The organism is Staphylococcus sp. SUC_1.2 (genome assembly GCF_026222585.1).
In genome coordinates this window covers 14,666-35,015 of the sequence record NZ_JANJPM010000029.1, presented here as the reverse complement: position 1 = coordinate 35,015, position 20,350 = coordinate 14,666, and the positions used below count along the sequence as shown (strand labels likewise).

Sequence of the window (20,350 nt, the reverse complement as noted above, 5' to 3'; positions counted from 1 at the left end):
TAAGATGCATGGTTTTCTTATATTATAGAAAAAGTGAAATGAGAATAGTCAAAATGAAGTAAAATGCACATAGTATTAGAGCAGGTAGTAACCATGTTGAAATGGTATAATGCTCTTTTTTTACTTGTTTTGGATTGAAAAAGTCATCGTTCTCTAAAGTTTTTTTCTTAGAGCGAGAAGCGAGTTGATAACGCATGCGTCTAAAACCAAAACTTGTAGCATCAAATATACCTTCTTGTACAAGGAGAATTAAAAATAACAATATAAATAATACAAGTGATATATAAAATAAGATATTAATAAATGAGACAAACGAATGTTGAGTTACGAACATCCAAAGTAAAAAAGTACATATGAGTGGCAAAAAGAGCCATATAAACCAAGTTTTAATATTGTTCATGTATACCTCCGACTTTTTTATCTATATAGTCTAATTTACTGTAAACTTACTATAAATAAAATCTAAAATTTATATTCTTTTAAATAATATATATAAAAATTACACTTATATTAAGAAAATGTAAAATTATATTGCAATTTTATGAAAATAGTATATATAATATGTATAAATATTTCTGAAAATTTTGAAGGGAATGTTAATTTTGAATATTTAGTAAAGGGGGACTATATGATGACGCGATATATATTAAAACGTTTGGGATATATGGTTTTATCGTTATTTATTATCATCACAATTACATTTTTCTTAATGAAAATGATGCCTGGATCACCATTTAATGATGCTAAATTAAGTGCTGAACAAAAAGCAATTTTAAACGAAAAATATGGATTAAATGATCCAGTAGCAGTGCAATATCTTCATTATTTAAAAAATGTAGTAACTGGAGATTTTGGCTATTCGTTCCAATATCATAATCAACCAGTTTGGTCATTAATTAAACCGAGATTGATTCCTTCTATGGAAATGGGTATTACTGCAATGATTATTGGAGTGATTTTAGGTTTAATTTTAGGTGTAGCTGCTGCTACGAAACAAAACACTTGGGTAGACTATACAACTACTGTTATTTCTGTTATAGCAGTATCAGTACCTTCATTCGTCTTAGCAGTACTATTACAATACGTTTTTGCAGTACGTTTAAGATGGTTTCCAGTGGCAGGATGGGAAGGATTTTCAACAGCAGTATTGCCTTCCTTAGCATTATCAGCAAGTGTAATGGCCACAGTAGCTCGTTATATTCGAGCTGAAATGATAGAGGTACTAAGTTCTGATTACATATTATTAGCAAGAGCTAAAGGTAACTCTCCGATAAGAGTCCTTTTTGGACATGCATTAAGAAATGCATTAATTCCTATTATTACAATTATTGTTCCAATGTTAGCCGGTATTTTAACAGGGACTTTAACTATTGAAAATATCTTTGGTGTACCTGGTTTAGGGGACCAATTCGTTAGATCGATTACAACAAATGATTTCTCAGTTATTATGGCTACTACAATTTTATTTAGTACATTATTTATCGTTTCAATTTTTATCGTAGATATTCTTTATGGTGTAATTGATCCAAGAATCCGTGTACAAGGAGGTAAAAAATAATGCCTGAAAATTTTAATAAACCATTTGATGACCATTCAAATGCAGCGATGTCACATACCTCTGAGGGAGCGGTTGGGACGGATTTTGTTATTAGAGAACTCGATTTAAATAAAGAACCAGAAATACAACGTGAAAGTAAAAACTTCTGGCAAGATGCTTGGACACAGTTGAAAAGAAATAAACTAGCTATTGTCGGTTTGATTGGACTCATTTTAATTGTCATTCTTGCATTTTTAGGACCAGCATTTAGTAAACATGACTATGCTGAACAAGATGTTACTAGACGAAATTTACCTGCTAAAATTCCAGTACTAGATCAAGTACACTTTTTACCTTTTGATGGAACAGGGGCAGATGGTAAGAGCGCTTATAAAGAAGCGGGCGTGAAAGAAAATTTTTGGTTTGGTACAGACCAATTAGGTCGTGATCTTTGGACTAGAACATGGAAAGGTGCTCAAATTTCATTATTTATTGGCATTGTAGCTGCTGCACTAGATATCTTTATAGGAGTCGTTTATGGTGCTATTTCAGGATTTTTTGGGGGACGTGTTGATAATGTGATGCAACGTATTTTAGAAATTATAGCATCTATTCCTAACCTTATTATTGTTATTTTATTTGTATTGATATTTGAACCATCTATTTGGACGATTATTTTAGCTATGTCTATCACCGGATGGTTAGGTATGAGTAGAGTAGTGCGTGGTGAATTTTTAAAACTAAAAAGTCAAGAATTTGTAATGGCTTCAAGAACATTAGGGGCTTCAAAATTTAAATTAATTTTTAAACATATTTTACCGAATACACTAGGTGCCATTGTAGTAACATCTATGTTTACTGTACCAAGTGCAATTTTCTTCGAAGCATTTTTAAGCTTTATTGGTATAGGGGTGCCTGCACCGAAAACATCACTTGGTTCACTCGTAAATGATGGACGAGCAATGTTGTTAATACACCCACACGAATTATTTATTCCAGCTACAGTATTAAGTTTATTAATTTTATTCTTTTACTTATTTAGTGACGGATTACGCGATGCATTTGATCCAAAAATGCGTAAATAACAAAGGAGGCAAAATCTATGTCAGAAAGAGTGTTAGAAGTCAACAACTTGCATGTTTCCTTTGATATTACTGCTGGGGAAGTGCAAGCGGTTAGAGGAGTAGATTTCTTTTTAAATAAAGGGGAAACATTAGCGATTGTCGGAGAATCAGGTTCTGGCAAATCTGTAACAACAAAAGCAATTACAAAATTGTTCCAGGGTGATACAGGGAGAATTAAAAAAGGGACAATTAATTTTTTAGGGGAAGATTTAGCAATTAAATCTGAAAAAGAATTAAACAAACTTCGCGGTAAAGATATTTCTATGATATTTCAAGATCCTATGACGTCATTAAATCCTACGATGCAAATTGGTAAGCAAGTCATGGAACCTTTAATAAAACATCGTCATTATAGTAAATCTGAAGCAAAAAAACGTGCACTTGAGATTTTAAATTTAGTAGGACTGCCTAATGCAGAAAAAAGATTTAAAGCATATCCTCATCAATTCTCTGGGGGTCAACGTCAAAGAATTGTTATTGCAACTGCATTGGCGTGCGAACCTAAAATTTTAATTGCAGATGAACCAACGACAGCCCTTGATGTAACAATGCAAGCACAGATTTTAGATTTAATGAAAGAATTACAACAAAAAATTGAAACATCTATTATTTTTATTACACATGACTTAGGGGTAGTAGCAAATGTGGCTGATAGAGTGGCTGTTATGTATGGAGGGCAAATGATTGAGACTGGAAATGTCGATGAAATCTTTTATGATCCAAAACATCCATATACATGGGGATTATTATCTTCAATGCCTGATTTAACAACAAGTAACGAGACAGAATTAATTGCAATTCCAGGTACTCCGCCTGATTTATTACATCCACCAAAGGGTGATGCATTTGCAAGACGTAGTCAATATGCACTAGACATTGACTTTAAGGAAGCACCACCATGGTTTAAAATATCACCTACTCATTATGTAAAATCATGGTTATTAGACGAACGCGCTCCAAAAGTTGAACCGCCAGAGATGGTACAAAAGAGACAACGTCAAATGCCTAATAATTACGACAAGCCACGTCGAGTAGAAAGGGTGTCGTTCGATGGAGAAGAATAAAGAAATATTATTAGAAATTAAAAACTTAAAGCAGTATTTTAATGAAGGTAAACGTAATGAAGTTAGAGCAATCGAAGATATTTCATTTAATATTTATAAAGGGGAAACATTGGGATTAGTAGGAGAATCTGGATGTGGAAAGTCTACAACTGGAAAAGCCATTATTAAATTAAATGATATTACTGATGGTGAAATTCTTTATGAAGGACAAGATATTCAGAAGATTGCTAAAAGAAAAGATTTATTAAAATTTAATAAGAAAATTCAAATGATTTTTCAAGATCCATATGCTTCTTTAAATCCACGTCTAAAAGTCATGGATATTGTAGCAGAAGGTATTGATATTCATAAGTTAGCAAGTGATAAAAAAGATCGTAAACGTCGAGTATATGATTTGCTAGAAACAGTAGGTTTAAGTAAAGAACATGCGAACCGTTATCCACACGAGTTCTCTGGTGGACAACGTCAACGTATAGGAATTGCTCGTGCTTTAGCTGTAGAACCTGAGTTTATTATTGCAGATGAGCCAATTTCTGCATTAGATGTTTCTATTCAAGCTCAAGTAGTGAATTTAATGCTGAAATTACAAAAAGAACGAGGTATTACTTTCTTATTTATTGCCCATGATTTATCAATGGTCAAATATATTTCTGATCGTATAGCAGTAATGCATTTTGGAAAAATTGTAGAATTAGGATCGTCTGACGAAATTTATTATCATCCTTTACATGATTATACTAAATCACTATTATCTGCTATCCCTCAACCTGATCCTGATAGTGAAAGAACAAGAAAACGAATTGTGTATGAAGAAGATGAATCTAAAAATGCAGAACGTAGACTGCAAGAAATTAGACCTAATCATTACGTTTTTGTAACAGATGAAGAAGCAGTACGTTTAAAAGAACACGATCAAACTCATCTTCAACATAATTAAGTCTGAGGAAGGGAGGACAACATTAAGATGAAAAAGATAAATTTTAAAGTGATTTTAGGATTAATCGTGACAACTTTGCTACTTAGTGCATGTGGGAAAAGTGGCGGATTATATGATGATAGCGGTCAGACTTATCGAGTAGCAACGTCATCAGATATGAATACTCTGGATACCGTTTTGGCAACTGATACCGTTTCTTTTACAATTTATAATCAAGTTTTCGAAGGATTATATACATTAAATGGAAAAGATGAAGCAATTCCAGGAATAGCTAAAGGTGATCCAAAAGAATCTAATAATGGAAAAACATTAACGATTAAATTACGTAAAAATGCAAAATGGTCAAATGGAGATCCAGTTACAGCACATGATTTTGTATTTGCTTGGAGAAAAGCTGTAGATCCAAAAACGGCTTCAGAATATGCATACATAATGTATGATATTAAAAATGCAGAAGATATTAATTTAGGTAAACATGGAAAAAAACCAAAGGATCTAGGTATTAAAGCCTTAGATGATTACACATTAAAAATTGATCTTACTAAACCTATTCCATATTTTAAACAAATGCTAGCATTTGGTACATTTATGCCACAAAATGAAAAAGCAGTTAAAAAATATGGTGATAAATATGGAACAACTGCTGAAAAAGTAGTATATAATGGTCCGTTTAAAGTGAGTAAATGGGCAGTAGAAGATAAAATTATGCTGACCAAAAATGATAATTATTGGGATAAAAAGGCTGTTAAATTAGATAGAGTAAATTATAAAATTTTAAAAGATACTCAAGCTGGGGCATCACTATATGATACCAATTCGGTAGATAGTGCAGGTATCACGTCTGAACAAGTCGATAAATATAAAGATGATCCAGGTCTATTCAAACGATTAATAGCATCTACTTTCTTCTTGAAAATGAATGAAAAACAGCAACCAGAGTTCAAAAATAGAGATATGCGTTTAGCAATCGCACAATCTGTAAATAAAAGAGATTATGTTAATGAAGTTCTAGGAACAGGTGCTAAACCTTTTGATGGTTTCACTGCACGAGATACTGTTAAAACACCTGAAGGAAAAGATTATGCGAGTACTGTTAAATCACCTTTAAAATTTAATCCTAAAGAAGCCAAACAACATCTGAATAAGGCGAAAAAAGCTTTAGGAAAAGATAAATTCACTTTTACTTTAAATACTGAAGATACACCAGATTCAAAAATTTCTGCAGAATTTATTAAATCTCAAATTGAATCTAATTTACCAGGTGTAACAGTTAAAATTAAACAATTACCATTCAAACAAAGAGTAGAAGCAGAGTTATCAATGAATTATTCAATGTCATTATCAGGTTGGGGTCCTGACTATCCAGATCCAACTACATTTTTAGATACAATGACTACTGGCAATGCCCAAAATAATACTGGATGGGGAAGTAAAGAGTACGATAATTTATTAAAAAAAGCGAATGGAGAATTATTGCAAAAACCTAAAGAACGTTTTGCGACGATGAGACAAGCTGAGGAGCTATTTTTAAACGATGCACCCGTAGCTCCAATTTATCAAAAAGGAACAGCTACATTAAGAAATCCACAAGTAAAAGGTATAGAATATCATCAAATAGGTGGAGATTATTCACTTAAACATGTATATATCGATAAATCAATTGATCGTGAAACAGGAAAAAAGAAAGATAACTAAAATAAGACCACGAGTATTTTACTTATACTCGTGGTCTTATTTATAATGATTTATCTCTTACGTCCTAAGCCCATTGCACGTTCCATTTTTTTCAGTGTTTTAAAAGAAGCTTTTTGAGCTTTGTCACGCCCTTGATCTAAGATGTCATCCAATCTATCTGAATTATAAAATTCGTTATATTTTTCTTGGAAATGTACTAAAAAGTCTTTAACTACTTCTGATAAGTCTGTTTTGAATGTTCCGTATCCTTCATTCTCGTATTGTGTTTCAAGCTCTTTAATAGATTTATTAGTTAAACTTGAATAAATTGTAAGTAGGTTAGAAATTCCTGGTTTATTGTCTTTATCAAACTTGATAATACCATCTGAATCAGTTACAGCGCTTTTAATTTTTTTCGCTGCAACATTTGGTTCGTCTAGTAATGAGATAAAGTTTTTTTGATTATCATCACTTTTACTCATTTTCTTTGTTGGATCCTGTAAACTCATTACACGTCCACCAACTTTTGGCATACGAATTTCTGGTTTAACTAATATATCGTTATAACGACTATTAAAACGTTCTACTAAATTTCTAGTAAGTTCCATATGTTGTTTTTGGTCTTCACCTACGGGCACAATATTTGTATTATAAATAACAATATCAGCTGCCATTAAAGGTGGATAAGTTAATAAACCAGCTGGAATACCATCTGTACGTTTTTGCGCTTTATCTTTATATTGCGTCATACGTTCAAGCTCGCCAACACTTGAAATGGTCGTTAACATCCAACCGGCTTGAACATGTGCTGGAACTTCTGATTGAATAAATAATGTTGATTTATCTGGATCAATACCTGAAGCTAAATAAATTGCTGCTAACTGACGAATTTGTTTACGCAATTTGATTTTATCTTGTGGGACAGTAATCGCATGTTGGTCTACAATACAAAAGTAACAGTTGTAATCGTTCTGTACGTCTGAAAATTGTTTTAATGCACCAATATAGTTACCTAATGTAGGTATCCCACTTGGCTGTATTCCTGAAAATAATGTCTCCATATAGATGCCTACTTTCTTTAAAAATAATTCATTTTAACTAGATTATAACAGTATTTTTTTAAATTGTAAGTTATGTTATAATAGAGATACACATGAGAAATTAGATTTTGTAGAGAAATTTTTAGAAAATTTGAAATTTCTCAGAAAAATTAGGATTTTCTCATTTAATTTTAATGTTAGCATATTATACTTATAATATAAGCTTAAGACAAATTAGCATAATTATTAATATAATGAATAATATTTATTCAATAGGAGAGTGAGATGTATGGTAACATTATTTACATCACCAAGTTGCACATCTTGCCGTAAAGCGAAAGCATGGTTACAAGAACATGACATTCCGTATACGGAGCGTAACATTTTTTCTGAACATTTAACAATTGATGAAATTAAACAAATTTTAAAAATGACTGAAGATGGAACAGATGAAATTATTTCAACTCGTTCTAAAACTTATCAAAAATTAAACGTAGATATTGATTCTTTACCATTGCAAGATTTATATACAATTATTCAAGATAATCCTGGACTATTACGTCGTCCAATTATTTTAGACGAAAAACGCTTGCAAGTTGGATATAACGAAGATGAAATCAGACGTTTCTTACCTAGAAAGGTTCGTACTTTCCAATTACAAGAAGCTCAACGTTTAGTCGACTAATATTTAAAATTTAACAACATATTATTTAACAGCACTGGCTTAGCTATAGTGCTGTTTTTTATAATAAAAAAAGGGAATATAATATGATATAGTGTCCTATTTAAAATAGTGAAATTTAATCAAACAAATAAATTGTAATTTAACTTACGTTCTAATACAATATGGTTACTATTCATCGACTGTAAGGAGTGAGATGATATGAGAATAGAACGCGTTGACGACACAACTGTGAAATTATTTATAACTTATGGTGATATTGAAGCAAGAGGATTTAGTCGTGAAGATTTATGGACAAATCGTAAGCGTGGTGAAGAATTCTTTTGGTCAATGATGGACGAGATTAATGAAGAAGAAGATTTTGTAGTCGAAGGACCTCTTTGGATTCAAGTACATGCATTTGAAAAAGGCGTGGAAGTTACAATCTCTAAATCTAAAAATGAAGAAGCAATGAACATGTCAGATAATCATGCAAATGAACAATTTGAGGAACAAGTGAATGAATTGCTAGCTAATACATTAGAACAAGAAGAAAGTATTGAAGATTTATTTGAACAACGTGCACAACAAAAACAAGCAGATAAATCTAAACGTAAATCATCACAACAACGTTCTAGTTTAAGAACAATTATTGTGAAATTCGAAGACTTAGAAGAAGTCATTCATTACGCTTATCATCATAATCTATCTACAGATGAGTTTGAAGATTTATTGTATATGAGTGATTCACATTACTACTATGCAATTCACTTCGATAGTACTGTTAGCCAAGAGACAATTAATGATAGCTATAGTCAATTACTTGAATTCGCTTATCCTAGTGATAAGACAGAAGTGTATTTAAATGATTATGCTAAAATTATTATGAGTCATAATGTTACTTCACAAGTACGTCGTTATTTTACTGATTCAGTAGAATAATATATAACGATTAATCGAGAGTAGAGAAGAAATTTAAAATGAATTTCTTTTCTACTCTCTTTTTTTAAAGTAAATGAATCACCTTAAACGTTTAATAGTATGAGGTGAATGCATGTTAGTAGCGATTAATCGTAATAATGAAACTGTATATGCTCATCAAGCTATCATTACTGAAGAATACCGATGTCCATATTGCAAAGAAAAACTTCTTTTAAAAAAAGGGTTAAAAAAGATTCCGCATTTTGCTCATGTTTCTCAAACTAAAAGAAGATGTATGAAAAATGAAACAGAAAAACATTACTACGTTAAATTTTTTATTGCTCAACGTCTAAAACAATATCACTTTAATGTTGAAATAGAGCCTTATTTTTCTGAAATTATACAGTATCCTGATATTCTTGTGAATGCAAAAGTAGCTATAGAAGTTCAATTTTCAAGAATAAGTATAAAAGAGGTCAAATCTCGATCAAGAGGACTTGAACAAATTGGAGTAGCAGTTATTTGGATTATCGAACAAGTACAATATCATAAGGGTTATTTATACTTGAACACATTTCAAGCTTATTTCATTAATCCGATTGATAGAACACTATATAGTTGGGAGCATGAAAAACAACTTATAGTAAAATATGTCAATATACAACATATTGGTGGCCGAAAATTTATTGCGCATAGACGAATGATTCAAATTTCTGAATTGTTATCATTCAATGAACAAAAGAATGAGTCATATTGTTATAAATTGTCAAATAGACATATCAGTCGTTATATTTTTAATTGTAGAAAAAAACGTTCAGTGCTAGAACCGTCTTTAAGTGCTATGTATCAATTACAAATAACTGACGATGAGGTATGTAGAGATACAGGTTATATTTTTTCGTATCAAATTTTTATTGAAAATCATCCAGTACAATGGCAACTCAAGCTGAAGTTGTTGTTAAAACATAATCTTCCCAAGCAGTATTTAATGTCGTATTTGAAATTCAGACAATTTTATCTACTGGATATTAATAAAGAAGAAATTACTTTAAAGTTAATAGATGATTATATTCAACAAATAAGCGGGAGTTTAAACGTGCAAAATAAATAAAAGAATGAGAAAATTATAACATTAATTCATTTAGGAGGTACATGTATGAGTCAACAACTTACTAGAGAAGAGCAAGAACGAAAATATCCAAATGAAACTTGGGATTTAACAACTATTTTTGAAAGCGATGAAGCTTTTGAAAAGGTATTAAAAGAGGTAGAGAGCTATCTAGGTAAAGAAGAACAATTTAAAGGACATCTAGGAGATAGTGCTAAAACTTTATATAATGCTTTAGCTTTAGAAGATGAGATTGGAACACAATTAGAAAAGGTATATGTTTATGCACATCTAAAACAAGACCAAGATACATCTAACGATAAATATACTGGTTTTGAATCTCGTGCGCATCAACTCATCATAAAAATTAGCTCAGCATGGAGTTTCTTAGTTCCAGAGATTTTGCAAATTGATGAAGAGAAATTAGAATCTTTTATTAAGAGTAACGATGATTTAAAACGTTATGCATTTGACTTGAAATTAATTAATGAAAAACGTCCGCATATTTTAGATGCTGATAAAGAAAAATTATTAACCCAAGCGCAAGATGCATTATCAACTCCAGAAAATGTCTATGGTATGTTTAGTAACGCTGATTTAGAGTTTAAAGATGCAGTAGATAAAGATGGGAAAAAACATCCTTTAACACAAGGTACATTTATTAAATATTTAGAATCAGATGATCGTAAATTACGTCAGTCAGCTTACAACAACTTATATGAGGCGTATGGTGCATATAACAATACATTAGGTTCAACTTTAGCTGGTGAAGTTAAGAAAAATATTTTCAATGCGCGTGCGCATAACTATAAAACGGCACGTGAACGCGCTTTAAGTAATAATCATATTCCTGAAGAAGTATATGATAATTTAGTTGCAACAGTTCACAAATATCTTCCATTGTTGCATAAATACACTCAATTGAGAAAAGAACTTTTAGGTATTGATGATTTGAAAATGTATGACATCTATACTCCATTAGTTAAAGATGTTAAATTTGAAATGCCATATGACGAAGCTAAAGAATGGATGCTAAAAGCCCTAGAACCAATGGGAAAAGAATATTTAGATGTAGTGAAAGAAGGTTTAAATCATCGTTGGGTAGATGTTTATGAGAATAAAGGAAAACGCTCAGGTGGTTATTCTTCAGGCGCACATTTAACTAATCCATTTATTTTATTAAATTGGTCTGATACTATCTCTGATTTATATACACTTGTTCATGAATTTGGACATTCTGCACATAGTTACTTTAGTCGTAAAAATCAACCATCAAACTCTAGTGATTATTCTATCTTTGTAGCTGAAGTTGCTTCAACATGTAATGAAGCTCTACTAAGTGATTATATGGATAAACATTTAGATGATGATCGACGTTTATTATTACTAAACCAAGAACTTGAGCGTTTCAGAGCAACATTATTCCGTCAAACTATGTTTGCTGAATTTGAACACAAAATTCATCAAATTGAGGAAGCGGGAGAACCATTAACTTCAACTCGTATGAATGAAGAGTATGCTAAATTAAATAGACTATACTTCGGTGATGTAGTAGAAACAGATGATCATATTAGTAAAGAGTGGTCTCGTATTCCACACTTCTATATGAATTATTATGTATATCAATATGCAACTGGATACAGTGCAGCTCAAAGTTTAAGTCATCAAATTTTAACAGAAGGACAGCCTGCTGTTGAAAGATATATAAATGAATTCTTGAAAAAAGGTAGTTCTAATTACCCAATTGAAATTCTTAAGAATGCGGGTGTAGATATGACTACACCAGAACCTATAGAGCAAGCGTGTGAAGTTTTTGAACAAAAATTAAAAGCATTTGAAAAATTAATGAAGCACTAAAAAGAGTGTATTCGTTTTCAATGTGTCTAATTTGTGACATTTAGGGTGGAAATGTAGTTTAATATTGAAACGACGTTTTGAGCGTGTTATATTATATACATGAAATTAATCACATAACAAACATACCCCTTTGTTTGAAGTGAAAAATTTCTCCCATCCCCTTTGTTTAGCGTCGTGTAATCAGACACGGCGTTTTTTTTATGCTTAATTATTAAATCAAGTTAATATAAAAAGAGCGATACACTTCATATAAGTGATCGCTCTTTGTTATTTCTTAGGCATTTTAGATTGCCAAAATTCGCCGTCAGGATAATTTAGTTTTTCAACTTTTTGTTGTAAAGCTAATTTTTTCAATTCTTTTACGAGTAATTTTTCCGGCCATTCATAAATAGTAAGCAATTCTTCCATCGTTACTAATTGTTTGGATTGAATATAAGTTTCGAGATTTGGAGGTAATTCTTTTTCGATAGGGCATCCCATTAATTCATTAATAATATAAGTATAAATATGATAAGGATAAAGGCCTTCGACTTTCAAACCTTCTTCATGTACATCTTCACTAAAAAATACAAGTGAAGGCGCTTGTTCAATTTCCATTTCTCTTGCAATATGCAAATCTATTTTCAAACTTTCGGTAAGTTTATTTTTTTGTAAGTCTTCTTTGAAAACATCATAATCTAAACCAGCATTTTTAATACAATTACAAATCATTTCTTCAGTGATAATATCTTTTTTCGGTATAATTTCGTTTTGCATTAAATGAATAAAACGTTCCGCTCTTAATCTACCTTGTAATTCAGCAGCTTTATATGCTAAAGCAATATTATCAAAATCTGAAGTACTTTGAGCTTGACATTTAGTCAAAACCTTTAATGAAGGATTCAAAATATGTCTGATTCGAATATATTGATTATACTCAATTCTTAATTTAGAAATAATTGCGGATAATTTAAAACAATCTTTATTAAAAGGATCAAAGAATGAATAAATTTCTATTTTATTTACAGGTGACAGATTAGTGTTTTCACGACTCGCATTATCTACAATTTTAAGTTCTTCAGCCATGTTTAACTCACCTTCAATTATATTTAGGAATTCACCATATGGTTAGCAGTTAAACGCAATCTTTCATACAAGTATTCGCCAACTCCTGCTGGAAATTGAGCTTTATTGATTGCTTTATACATATTTTCTAACCATGCATCTCTTTCATAAGTAGTAATTCTAAATTCCATATGTCTTTTTTTTAACATTGGGTGACCATGTTCTTGAGTGTATAAATCAGGACCTCCTAGAAATTGTGTTAAGAACTGCTTTTGCTTTCTACTTGTTTCTTTAAAATCTCCAGGAAATAAATGGTTGATTCTTTGATCATTCTCTACAAGAAAGTAGAAATAATCAATCATATCATACAAAGCTTTTTCTCCTATTACATCATAAGGTGTTGTAGCCATAGTATCACCAATTTCTATTAATATATTTCTAATATAACATGAATTTTTACATTTAAAAGTAATTTGACTTTTCACAAGTTCATCTCATATCTATCCTAATTGAGCTTGATATTCAAAAAAGCGTTGAACTTTATTTTTAGGGGGCTCATGAACTAAGTCAAATTGTTTTAATAAATTTTGAAACTTTTCAAAGCCTATTTGATAATCATTGACTTCAAATTCTAGTTCATAGTCTGTTTTATCAAAGTATTGACTTTTATCTAATACTAATAGTTCATTTTGAAATTCAACTTCTAATCTTTCAGTTGTCAATGCACCTAAAACACTTAATTCGTTTTCTTCAATATCAAATTCAGTAAGAATTTTTTGAATATCGTTAGGTAATGTTGATTTGACAATTGTTTGTCCAATATGAGGCTTAATATCGATTGGATGATTATATTCTATCAAGCCAACTTTAGCTGGTACTTTTAGTGTGATTTCAAATGTGTTTTGTTTAACACGTATTCTTAAAGCAGAACGATGATCACGTAGTTTGAAACTAGGTGATTCAATATAATAATTTGTTTGAGTGAATGGTGTGAATTGTTTAAAGTAAGAATCTTTAATCGCGTTATATGTATTGAAATCAATTAATTGCTTAAATTCAATTTCATTATTAGTACTCATAATTACACCTCATTAGAAAATCTTTAGTATATTATTGTAGTTCATTATGACGGACATTTGTAAAAAATTAAAGTAATAACAATACTAAAAATAAAATATATGGAGCTAAATATTTAATCGTTTAGAGCATACTTGAACTATGGTACTCTAATGTGTGTTTGAAAGTTAAATTATGTTAAACTAATAAGGAATAATAAGGAGGAACAAGCATGCGTATATATGTAAATGAAATTAAAATCAAAGATGATAGCATTTATTGCTACTCAGAAGATCCAACTGATGGATTAGATGAAGTAGGACAAATGCTTGTAGATAGTGATAATTTTAGTTTTGCTTATTTATTAGATGATGGCTCGTCGTATTCATATTTGATTTTTGTACAAGAGACGTGGTCAATGTTACATAATAATAGAGATAAAAAAGTAATTATTAACGATGAATTAGAATTAGAACATTTTCAAGATGAATTAAGTTATATCCTAGAAAATGTTGAAGGAAATAATAACTATGGTAAGGAGTTTGTTTCAGCAGTTGAAGAAACTTTCGAACTAAAGTGAAACGGAGTGGAACCATATGAATCAATGGGAGCAATTTTTAACACCATATAAACAAGCAGTCGATGAATTAAAGGTGAAATTAAAAGGCTTACGTAAGCAATATGAAGTTGGAGACAACGCCTCACCCATTGAATTTGTAACTGGTCGTGTAAAGCCTATTACAAGTATCATTGATAAAGCGAATAAAAGGGGAATTCCTTTTGATCGATTACGTGAAGAAATGTACGACATAGCTGGTTTAAGGATGATGTGTCAATTCGTTGATGATATTGATGTAGTTGTTAACATGCTTAGACAACGACAAGATTTTAAAGTTGTAGAAGAAAGAGATTATATTAACAATACAAAACAAAGTGGTTATCGTTCATATCATGTAATTATCGAGTATCCAATTGAAACATTAAGTGGTCAAAAAATGATATTAGCTGAAATTCAAATTCGAACATTAGCAATGAATTTTTGGGCTACAATCGAACATACATTAAGATATAAATATGATGGAGATTATCCTGCTGAGATACAACATCGTCTAGAAAGAGCTGCTGAAGCGGCTTACTTATTAGATGAAGAGATGTCTGAAATTAAAGAGGAAATACAAGAAGCTCAAAAATATTATACTCAAAAACGTGCAAAAAAACATGACTGATGAGGTGTCAATACATGCGTTATACGATTTTATCTAAAGGTGACTCTAAATCAAACACGCTTAAACATAAAATGATGAATCAAATGAACTCTTTTCATATGATGGAGGATACAGAAAATCCAGAAATAGTAATATCTGTCGGTGGAGATGGAACACTTTTGCAAGCTTTTCATCAGTATAGTCATATGTTATCAAATGTAGCATTCGTTGGAGTACATACTGGTCATTTAGGTTTTTACGCAGACTGGTTACCTCATGAAGTTGAAAAATTGATTGATGAAATTCATCATTCTGAATTTCAAGTGATTGAATATCCATTACTTGAAATTATTGTTAAATATAACAATACTAAGAATGAAACACGCTATCTAGCACTCAATGAAGCAACTATGAAAACTGAAAATGGATCAACATTAGTAGCAGATGTCGCAATTAGAGGTAAACATTTTGAACGATTTAGAGGGGATGGTCTATGTATTTCTACACCTTCTGGGTCGACGGCTTATAATAAAGCACTAGGTGGTGCACTGATTCATCCTTCTCTTGAAGCCATGCAAATTGCTGAAATTGCATCTATTAATAATAGAGTATTTAGAACGGTAGGTTCACCATTAGTATTACCTAAGCATCATACATGTTTGATTACACCTGTAAATCATAATACAATTAGAACAACAATTGACCATGTCAGTCTAAAACATAAAAATGTGAGCGACATTCAATTTAGGGTCGCAAATGAAAAAGTTCGTTTTGCTAGGTTTAGACCATTTCCTTTTTGGAAAAGAGTTCATGATTCGTTTATTGAAAGTGAAGATGATTGATGAAATTTGTATACCATATTCATAGCGAAGAAATGCTTAAGACATTTTTACAACGTCATAATTATTCAAAGAAAACAATTAGCGCCATTAAACGTGATGGCGCTTTAATTATTAATAGGCAACCTGTGACAGTTAGATATATGTTGAAAAAAGATGATCAACTTATTGTTAAACTGCCGGAAGAAGTTCCAAGTACATATCTTCGTCCTTCAAACAAACATATTGAAATATTATATGAAGATACATATTTAATTATCGTTTCAAAACCGGTGCATTTAAATTGTGCACCTTCAAGAGAACATCCTCATGATAGTTTAATTGAGCGCGTGATGTATTATTTAAATCATTCTACAAATAAAGTACAATATGTAGTACCTCATATTGTTACAAGATTAGATCGTAATACGACGGGCATCGTTATCTTTACTAAACATGGTCATCTTCATCACCTTATGTCGACATTTGAAATAGATAAGCGATATATATGTGTGTGTTACGGTAAAACTAAAGAACAATCTATGATAGAGGCACCTATTGGTAGAAACAAAGATAGTATTATTACTCGGTGTATTACGCCATCTGGTAAACATGCAAAAACTGAATATAAAACGTTGAGTAGTCATCACAGTGCAAGTTTATGTGAAGTTAAATTACATACTGGACGAACACACCAAATTAGAGTTCATTTTAAGCATATTGGTCATCCACTTATTGGGGATGACTTATATGATGGTTTTCATCCTCGGATTCAAACACAATCTTTACAGTGTTATAAAGTAAAATTTAGACATCCAATATATAATAAAGAAATCGAGATTATTTTAGACTATAAAAACTTAGAAAAAATATATCAAAGTGTAAATTAAAATTAGGAGGTACATTTGATGTCATTAAATACAGAAACAACTGACATACAACATAATAAAGTATACAATCAAAAACTACTAGATGACAGTTTAAACCGCAATGATATAGATCAATTCAGAAAAGAATTTCTAACTTTACATCAATATGAACAAAGTGAATATTTTGAAAATACAACGAATCAGAATAGACAAAGAATATTCGAATTTTTATCGCCTCAAGAAGTGAGTAGATTTTTTAATCAATTAGATATTGAGGGGAAAGAATATGAAATATTATTTGATTCAATGCATGCACATTATGCAAGTGAAGTATTAGAAAATATGTCTACAGATAACGCAGTTGATATTCTAAATGAATTATCTAACTCAAAAGTTGCCAGTTTATTAGCTTTGATGGATAACAGAGTCACAGATAAAATCAAAAAGTTATTACATTATGAAGAAGATACTGCTGGCGGTATCATGACTACTGAATATATTTCATTGGATATTGGTACATTTGTAAAAGAGGCACTCATGCTAGTTAAAAGTCAAGCACCTGACGCAGAAACGATATATGTGATTTATGTCGTTGATACTGCCGGTCAACTCGTAGGTGTTCTATCTTTGAAAGATTTAATTGTAGCAAATATTGATGCTCATGTTGAAGAAGTAATGATTCGACGTGTTGTAAGTGTAAATGTAGAAGAAGATCAAGAACGTGTTGCTCAAAAAATGAAAGATTATGACTTTATTGCTATGCCTGTGATCGACTATCAACATCATTTAGTAGGGATTATCACAATAGATGATATTTTAGATGTTGTAAATGAAGAAGCAGATGAAGATTATTCACGTTTAGCGGGGGTTTCTGATACTAAGTCTACTGATCAATCAGTATTTAAGAAAGCATTGAAGAGATTACCGTGGCTTATTATTTTAACATTTTTAGGTATGATAACAGCAACGATTCTGGGTGGTTTTGAAGATACCTTGTCGCAAGTTGCATTATTAGCAGCATTTATCCCTATTATAAGTGGGATGTCAGGAAATTCAGGAACACAATCATTAGCAGTGTCTGTTCGTAATATTTCTAATGGTGATATTAAAGAAAAAAGTAAACTTAAAATAGCTTTAAAAGAAGCAGGTAGTGGGTTAATCACTGGTTTTGTATGTGCAGTGATTTTATTCTTAATTATTGTCATTATTTATCGTCAACCCTTCTTGGCACTGATTGTAGGTGCAAGTTTAACTATTGCCATGACAGTAGGTACGTTAGTAGGCTCAATGATTCCAATCTTAATGAATAAAATTCATATCGATCCTGCTGTCGCAAGTGGACCATTTATTACAACTATCAATGATATTGTAAGTATGTTAATTTATTTTGGACTTGCAACAACATTTATGTCATATCTAACATAGGGGGATGAAATGGGATTTTTTTCTTTGGTCATAGTCGTCGTCGCAGCATTTCTTACACCGATTATTGTTAATCGATTAAACGTCACTTTTTTACCTGTTGTCGTAGCTGAAATATTAATGGGAATTATTATAGGAAATTCATTTTTAGGACTTGTCCACAAAGATGAAATGTTAAATATTCTGTCAACATTAGGTTTTATCTTTTTAATGTTTTTAAGTGGATTGGAAATTGATTTCAGCGCATTTAAAAAAGACACAAGAAAGAGACAGGGTATTGATAAAAATGAAAAGAATTTACCAAGTCATTTACAATTAGCACTTACAGTTTTTTCATTAATAATGGTGCTTTCAATCATTTTAGCATTTGCATTTAAATGGTTAGGCTTTGTAGATGATGTATTATTAATGGTCATTATTATTTCAACTATTTCATTGGGTGTAGTTGTGCCAACACTTAAAGAAATGAATATCATGCGCACAACAATAGGACAATTTATATTATTAGTAGCAGTATTAGCAGATTTATTTACGATGGTTTTATTAACTATTTATGGTGGAATCAATGGTGAAGGCGGAGGGTCAATTTGGCTATCTGCAATTTTAATCGTGTTTACTGCAATATTTTATTTGTTAGGTTCTGTATTTAAACGGTTAAATTTTATGCAACGCTTAATGGGTGGTACAACACAAATTGGTATACGGGCCATTTTTGCATTAATCATTTTACTGGTTGCTCTTGCTGAGGGTGTTGGTGCTGAATATATATTAGGTGCTTTTTTAGCTGGTGTAGTTGTATCACTGTTAAAACCTGATGAAGAAATCATTCATACTTTAGATTCATTTGGATACGGATTCTTTATACCGATATTCTTTATTATGGTCGGTGTAGATTTAGATATACCATCTTTAATTAAAGAACCCTCTTTACTTATTATAATTCCGATACTTATATTGTCCTTTATCGTTTCTAAGTTGATTCCTGTCTTATTTATTCGAAGATGGTTTGATACTAAAACAACTATTGCATCAGCATTTTTATTAACATCAACACTTTCGCTTGTTATTGCTGCAGCAAAAATTGCTGAAGAATTAAAAGCAATTACTTCTGAAATGTCAGGAATATTAATATTAAGTGCAATTATTACATGTGTATTTGTACCTGTTGTATTTAAAAAATTATTCCCAATTCCAGATGAAGTGAACCGGAAAATTGATATTGCGTTAATTGGTAAAAATCAATTGACTATTCCAATTGTTCAAAATCTGACTTCACAGTTATATAATATAACGTTGTTTTACCGTAAAGATTTAGGTGATCAGCGTAATTTACCTGACAATGTGACTGTTATTGAAATTAGTGAATATGAAGAAAGTTTATTAGAGAGACTTGGCTTATTTAATCAAGATATTGTCGTATGTTCTGCTAATGATGATGGCTTAAATAAAATGATAGCAAAATTAGCTAAATCTCATGGTGTAAACAGAGTTATTTGTCGACTAGAAAATAGTGGTGATGATGAAGAGTTAAAAACAGATGGTATTGAAGTATTTAGTAATTTTATTAGTAATAAAATTTTCTTAAAAGGTTTAATTGAAACACCAAATATGCTAAATATTTTAAGTAACGTTGAAACTTCACTATATGAAATTGAAATGTTAAATTATAAATACGAAAATATTCTATTGCGTCATTTCCCATTTGGTGGGGACATCATATTTGTACGTATTGTTAGAAATAATGAATCCATTGTACCACATGGAGATACGCAACTTAGATATAAAGACCGTTTAATTGTAACAGGTTCTAAAGAATATGTAGATGAACTCAAATCTGAATTAGAATTTTATTATTAATCTATTTAAAAGAGAGGACAAAATAAAGGGTATCTTTGAAAAATAACATAAAAAGATACATTACTTTATGTACCTCTCTTTTTATTGAGATGATTTGAAAATTTATTATTACTTTATTAAATATTATTAACAATGGTAAAATATGTATGTTAAAAA

At 30.8% G+C, this 20,350-nt stretch carries 20 protein-coding genes; 15 read left to right on the top strand and 5 right to left on the bottom strand.

Annotated features, from left to right (window positions below; translation table 11 throughout):
- Window positions 1-22: 22 nt before the first annotated feature.
- The gene (locus NR218_RS10130) at window positions 23-400 is read right to left on the bottom strand and encodes a DUF3899 domain-containing protein (RefSeq protein ID WP_017175827.1); all 378 of its coding nucleotides are present in this window, start codon (window positions 398-400) and stop codon (window positions 23-25) included.
- Window positions 401-631: 231 nt separating this feature from the next.
- Here NR218_RS10130 and opp3b point away from each other — a divergent pair, with 231 nt between their 5' ends.
- Genes opp3b through NR218_RS10105 form a run of 5 tightly spaced genes read left to right on the top strand, consistent with a single transcriptional unit; the run spans window position 632 to window position 6,357 of the window.
- Complete coding sequence (gene opp3b, locus NR218_RS10125; protein ID WP_017175826.1) at window positions 632-1,558, top strand: oligopeptide ABC transporter permease; 927 nt, start codon at window positions 632-634, stop codon at window positions 1,556-1,558.
- The gene (gene opp3C, locus NR218_RS10120; RefSeq protein WP_048761203.1) at window positions 1,558-2,622 is read left to right on the top strand and encodes an oligopeptide ABC transporter permease; all 1,065 of its coding nucleotides are present in this window, start codon (window positions 1,558-1,560) and stop codon (window positions 2,620-2,622) included. The genes opp3b and opp3C overlap by 1 nt, the downstream gene beginning before the upstream one ends.
- Before the next feature lie 17 nt (window positions 2,623-2,639).
- Entirely contained in the window at window positions 2,640-3,725 is a 1,086-nt protein-coding gene (locus NR218_RS10115; RefSeq protein ID WP_070813140.1) for an ABC transporter ATP-binding protein, read from the top strand.
- Window positions 3,712-4,662 carry an ABC transporter ATP-binding protein gene (locus NR218_RS10110; RefSeq protein ID WP_070468587.1) on the top strand — a complete coding sequence of 317 codons (951 nt, stop codon included), beginning with the start codon at window positions 3,712-3,714 and terminating at the stop codon, window positions 4,660-4,662. Before NR218_RS10115 ends, NR218_RS10110 begins: the two co-directional genes overlap by 14 nt.
- A 27-nt stretch (window positions 4,663-4,689) precedes the next feature.
- Complete coding sequence (locus tag NR218_RS10105) at window positions 4,690-6,357, top strand: peptide ABC transporter substrate-binding protein (RefSeq protein ID WP_070468589.1); 1,668 nt, start codon at window positions 4,690-4,692, stop codon at window positions 6,355-6,357.
- Window positions 6,358-6,407: 50 nt separating this feature from the next.
- On the opposite strand, the gene trpS is transcribed toward NR218_RS10105, so the two are convergent.
- Window positions 6,408-7,397 carry a tryptophan--tRNA ligase gene (trpS, locus tag NR218_RS10100; RefSeq protein ID WP_017175817.1) on the bottom strand — a complete coding sequence of 330 codons (990 nt, stop codon included), beginning with the start codon at window positions 7,395-7,397 and terminating at the stop codon, window positions 6,408-6,410.
- Between the two features lie 268 nt (window positions 7,398-7,665).
- On the opposite strand from trpS, the gene spxA reads away from it, so the two are divergent.
- The 4 genes from spxA (at window position 7,666) to pepF (ending at window position 11,923) form a co-directional block, all read left to right on the top strand.
- Entirely contained in the window at window positions 7,666-8,061 is a 396-nt protein-coding gene (spxA, locus tag NR218_RS10095) for a transcriptional regulator SpxA (protein ID WP_002448146.1), read from the top strand.
- Window positions 8,062-8,259: 198 nt separating this feature from the next.
- Window positions 8,260-8,979, top strand: a complete 720-nt coding sequence (mecA, locus tag NR218_RS10090; protein WP_070647357.1) for an adaptor protein MecA — start codon at window positions 8,260-8,262, stop codon at window positions 8,977-8,979.
- Between the two features lie 112 nt (window positions 8,980-9,091).
- Window positions 9,092-10,069: a competence protein CoiA gene (locus NR218_RS10085; protein WP_265883370.1), complete on the top strand. Its 978-nt coding sequence runs from the start codon at window positions 9,092-9,094 to the stop codon at window positions 10,067-10,069.
- A gap of 45 nt (window positions 10,070-10,114) precedes the next feature.
- A complete protein-coding gene (gene pepF, locus NR218_RS10080; RefSeq protein WP_265883369.1) occupies window positions 10,115-11,923 on the top strand; it encodes an oligoendopeptidase F in 1,809 nt (602 codons plus the stop codon).
- A gap of 267 nt (window positions 11,924-12,190) precedes the next feature.
- Here pepF and yjbH read toward each other — a convergent pair whose 3' ends face one another.
- The 3 genes from yjbH to NR218_RS10065 all read right to left on the bottom strand — a co-directional run bounded on the left by yjbH (window position 12,191) and on the right by NR218_RS10065 (window position 14,046).
- The gene (gene yjbH / locus NR218_RS10075; RefSeq protein ID WP_048761214.1) at window positions 12,191-12,988 is read right to left on the bottom strand and encodes a protease adaptor protein YjbH; all 798 of its coding nucleotides are present in this window, start codon (window positions 12,986-12,988) and stop codon (window positions 12,191-12,193) included.
- A 23-nt stretch (window positions 12,989-13,011) separates the two neighbouring features.
- Complete coding sequence (locus tag NR218_RS10070; RefSeq protein WP_048761221.1) at window positions 13,012-13,377, bottom strand: truncated hemoglobin YjbI; 366 nt, start codon at window positions 13,375-13,377, stop codon at window positions 13,012-13,014.
- 90 nt (window positions 13,378-13,467) lie between these two features.
- Entirely contained in the window at window positions 13,468-14,046 is a 579-nt protein-coding gene (locus tag NR218_RS10065; RefSeq protein ID WP_017175812.1) for a CYTH domain-containing protein, read from the bottom strand.
- Between the two features lie 209 nt (window positions 14,047-14,255).
- On the opposite strand from NR218_RS10065, the gene NR218_RS10060 reads away from it, so the two are divergent.
- Genes NR218_RS10060 through NR218_RS10035 form a run of 6 tightly spaced genes read left to right on the top strand, consistent with a single transcriptional unit; the run spans window position 14,256 to window position 20,194 of the window.
- The gene (locus NR218_RS10060; RefSeq protein WP_002448177.1) at window positions 14,256-14,603 is read left to right on the top strand and encodes a hypothetical protein; all 348 of its coding nucleotides are present in this window, start codon (window positions 14,256-14,258) and stop codon (window positions 14,601-14,603) included.
- A gap of 16 nt (window positions 14,604-14,619) precedes the next feature.
- Window positions 14,620-15,249 (top strand): GTP pyrophosphokinase, encoded by a 630-nt coding sequence (locus NR218_RS10055; RefSeq protein WP_017175811.1) that lies wholly within the window; start codon window positions 14,620-14,622, stop codon window positions 15,247-15,249.
- Between the two features lie 14 nt (window positions 15,250-15,263).
- Window positions 15,264-16,070 (top strand): NAD kinase, encoded by an 807-nt coding sequence (locus NR218_RS10050; protein WP_017175810.1) that lies wholly within the window; start codon window positions 15,264-15,266, stop codon window positions 16,068-16,070.
- A complete protein-coding gene (locus tag NR218_RS10045; protein ID WP_017175809.1) occupies window positions 16,070-16,936 on the top strand; it encodes an RluA family pseudouridine synthase in 867 nt (288 codons plus the stop codon). The genes NR218_RS10050 and NR218_RS10045 overlap by 1 nt, the downstream gene beginning before the upstream one ends.
- Before the next feature lie 18 nt (window positions 16,937-16,954).
- The gene (gene mgtE / locus NR218_RS10040) at window positions 16,955-18,340 is read left to right on the top strand and encodes a magnesium transporter (RefSeq protein ID WP_232133032.1); all 1,386 of its coding nucleotides are present in this window, start codon (window positions 16,955-16,957) and stop codon (window positions 18,338-18,340) included.
- A 9-nt stretch (window positions 18,341-18,349) separates the two neighbouring features.
- Entirely contained in the window at window positions 18,350-20,194 is a 1,845-nt protein-coding gene (locus NR218_RS10035; RefSeq protein WP_232133031.1) for a monovalent cation:proton antiporter family protein, read from the top strand.
- Window positions 20,195-20,350 lie beyond the last annotated feature (156 nt).

Bases quoted from the DNA above. Each gene is read 5' to 3' on its own strand.
- NR218_RS10035 (WP_232133031.1), top strand. From the start codon at position 18,350: ATGGGATTTTTTTCTTTGGTCATAGTCGTCGTCGCAGCATTTCTTACA.
- mecA (WP_070647357.1), top strand. From the start codon at position 8,260: ATGAGAATAGAACGCGTTGACGACACAACTGTGAAATTATTTATAACT.
- opp3C (WP_048761203.1), top strand. From the start codon at position 1,558: ATGCCTGAAAATTTTAATAAACCATTTGATGACCATTCAAATGCAGCG.
- NR218_RS10130 (WP_017175827.1), bottom strand. From the start codon at position 400: ATGAACAATATTAAAACTTGGTTTATATGGCTCTTTTTGCCACTCATA.
- NR218_RS10065 (WP_017175812.1), bottom strand. From the start codon at position 14,046: ATGAGTACTAATAATGAAATTGAATTTAAGCAATTAATTGATTTCAAT.
- NR218_RS10070 (WP_048761221.1), bottom strand. From the start codon at position 13,377: ATGGCTACAACACCTTATGATGTAATAGGAGAAAAAGCTTTGTATGAT.
- NR218_RS10115 (WP_070813140.1), top strand. From the start codon at position 2,640: ATGTCAGAAAGAGTGTTAGAAGTCAACAACTTGCATGTTTCCTTTGAT.
- pepF (WP_265883369.1), top strand. From the start codon at position 10,115: ATGAGTCAACAACTTACTAGAGAAGAGCAAGAACGAAAATATCCAAAT.
- NR218_RS10060 (WP_002448177.1), top strand. From the start codon at position 14,256: ATGCGTATATATGTAAATGAAATTAAAATCAAAGATGATAGCATTTAT.
- NR218_RS10105 (WP_070468589.1), top strand. From the start codon at position 4,690: ATGAAAAAGATAAATTTTAAAGTGATTTTAGGATTAATCGTGACAACT.
- opp3b (WP_017175826.1), top strand. From the start codon at position 632: ATGACGCGATATATATTAAAACGTTTGGGATATATGGTTTTATCGTTA.
- NR218_RS10050 (WP_017175810.1), top strand. From the start codon at position 15,264: ATGCGTTATACGATTTTATCTAAAGGTGACTCTAAATCAAACACGCTT.
- trpS (WP_017175817.1), bottom strand. From the start codon at position 7,397: ATGGAGACATTATTTTCAGGAATACAGCCAAGTGGGATACCTACATTA.
- NR218_RS10045 (WP_017175809.1), top strand. From the start codon at position 16,070: ATGAAATTTGTATACCATATTCATAGCGAAGAAATGCTTAAGACATTT.
- mgtE (WP_232133032.1), top strand. From the start codon at position 16,955: ATGTCATTAAATACAGAAACAACTGACATACAACATAATAAAGTATAC.
- NR218_RS10110 (WP_070468587.1), top strand. From the start codon at position 3,712: ATGGAGAAGAATAAAGAAATATTATTAGAAATTAAAAACTTAAAGCAG.
- NR218_RS10085 (WP_265883370.1), top strand. From the start codon at position 9,092: ATGTTAGTAGCGATTAATCGTAATAATGAAACTGTATATGCTCATCAA.
- spxA (WP_002448146.1), top strand. From the start codon at position 7,666: ATGGTAACATTATTTACATCACCAAGTTGCACATCTTGCCGTAAAGCG.
- NR218_RS10055 (WP_017175811.1), top strand. From the start codon at position 14,620: ATGAATCAATGGGAGCAATTTTTAACACCATATAAACAAGCAGTCGAT.
- yjbH (WP_048761214.1), bottom strand. From the start codon at position 12,988: ATGGCTGAAGAACTTAAAATTGTAGATAATGCGAGTCGTGAAAACACT.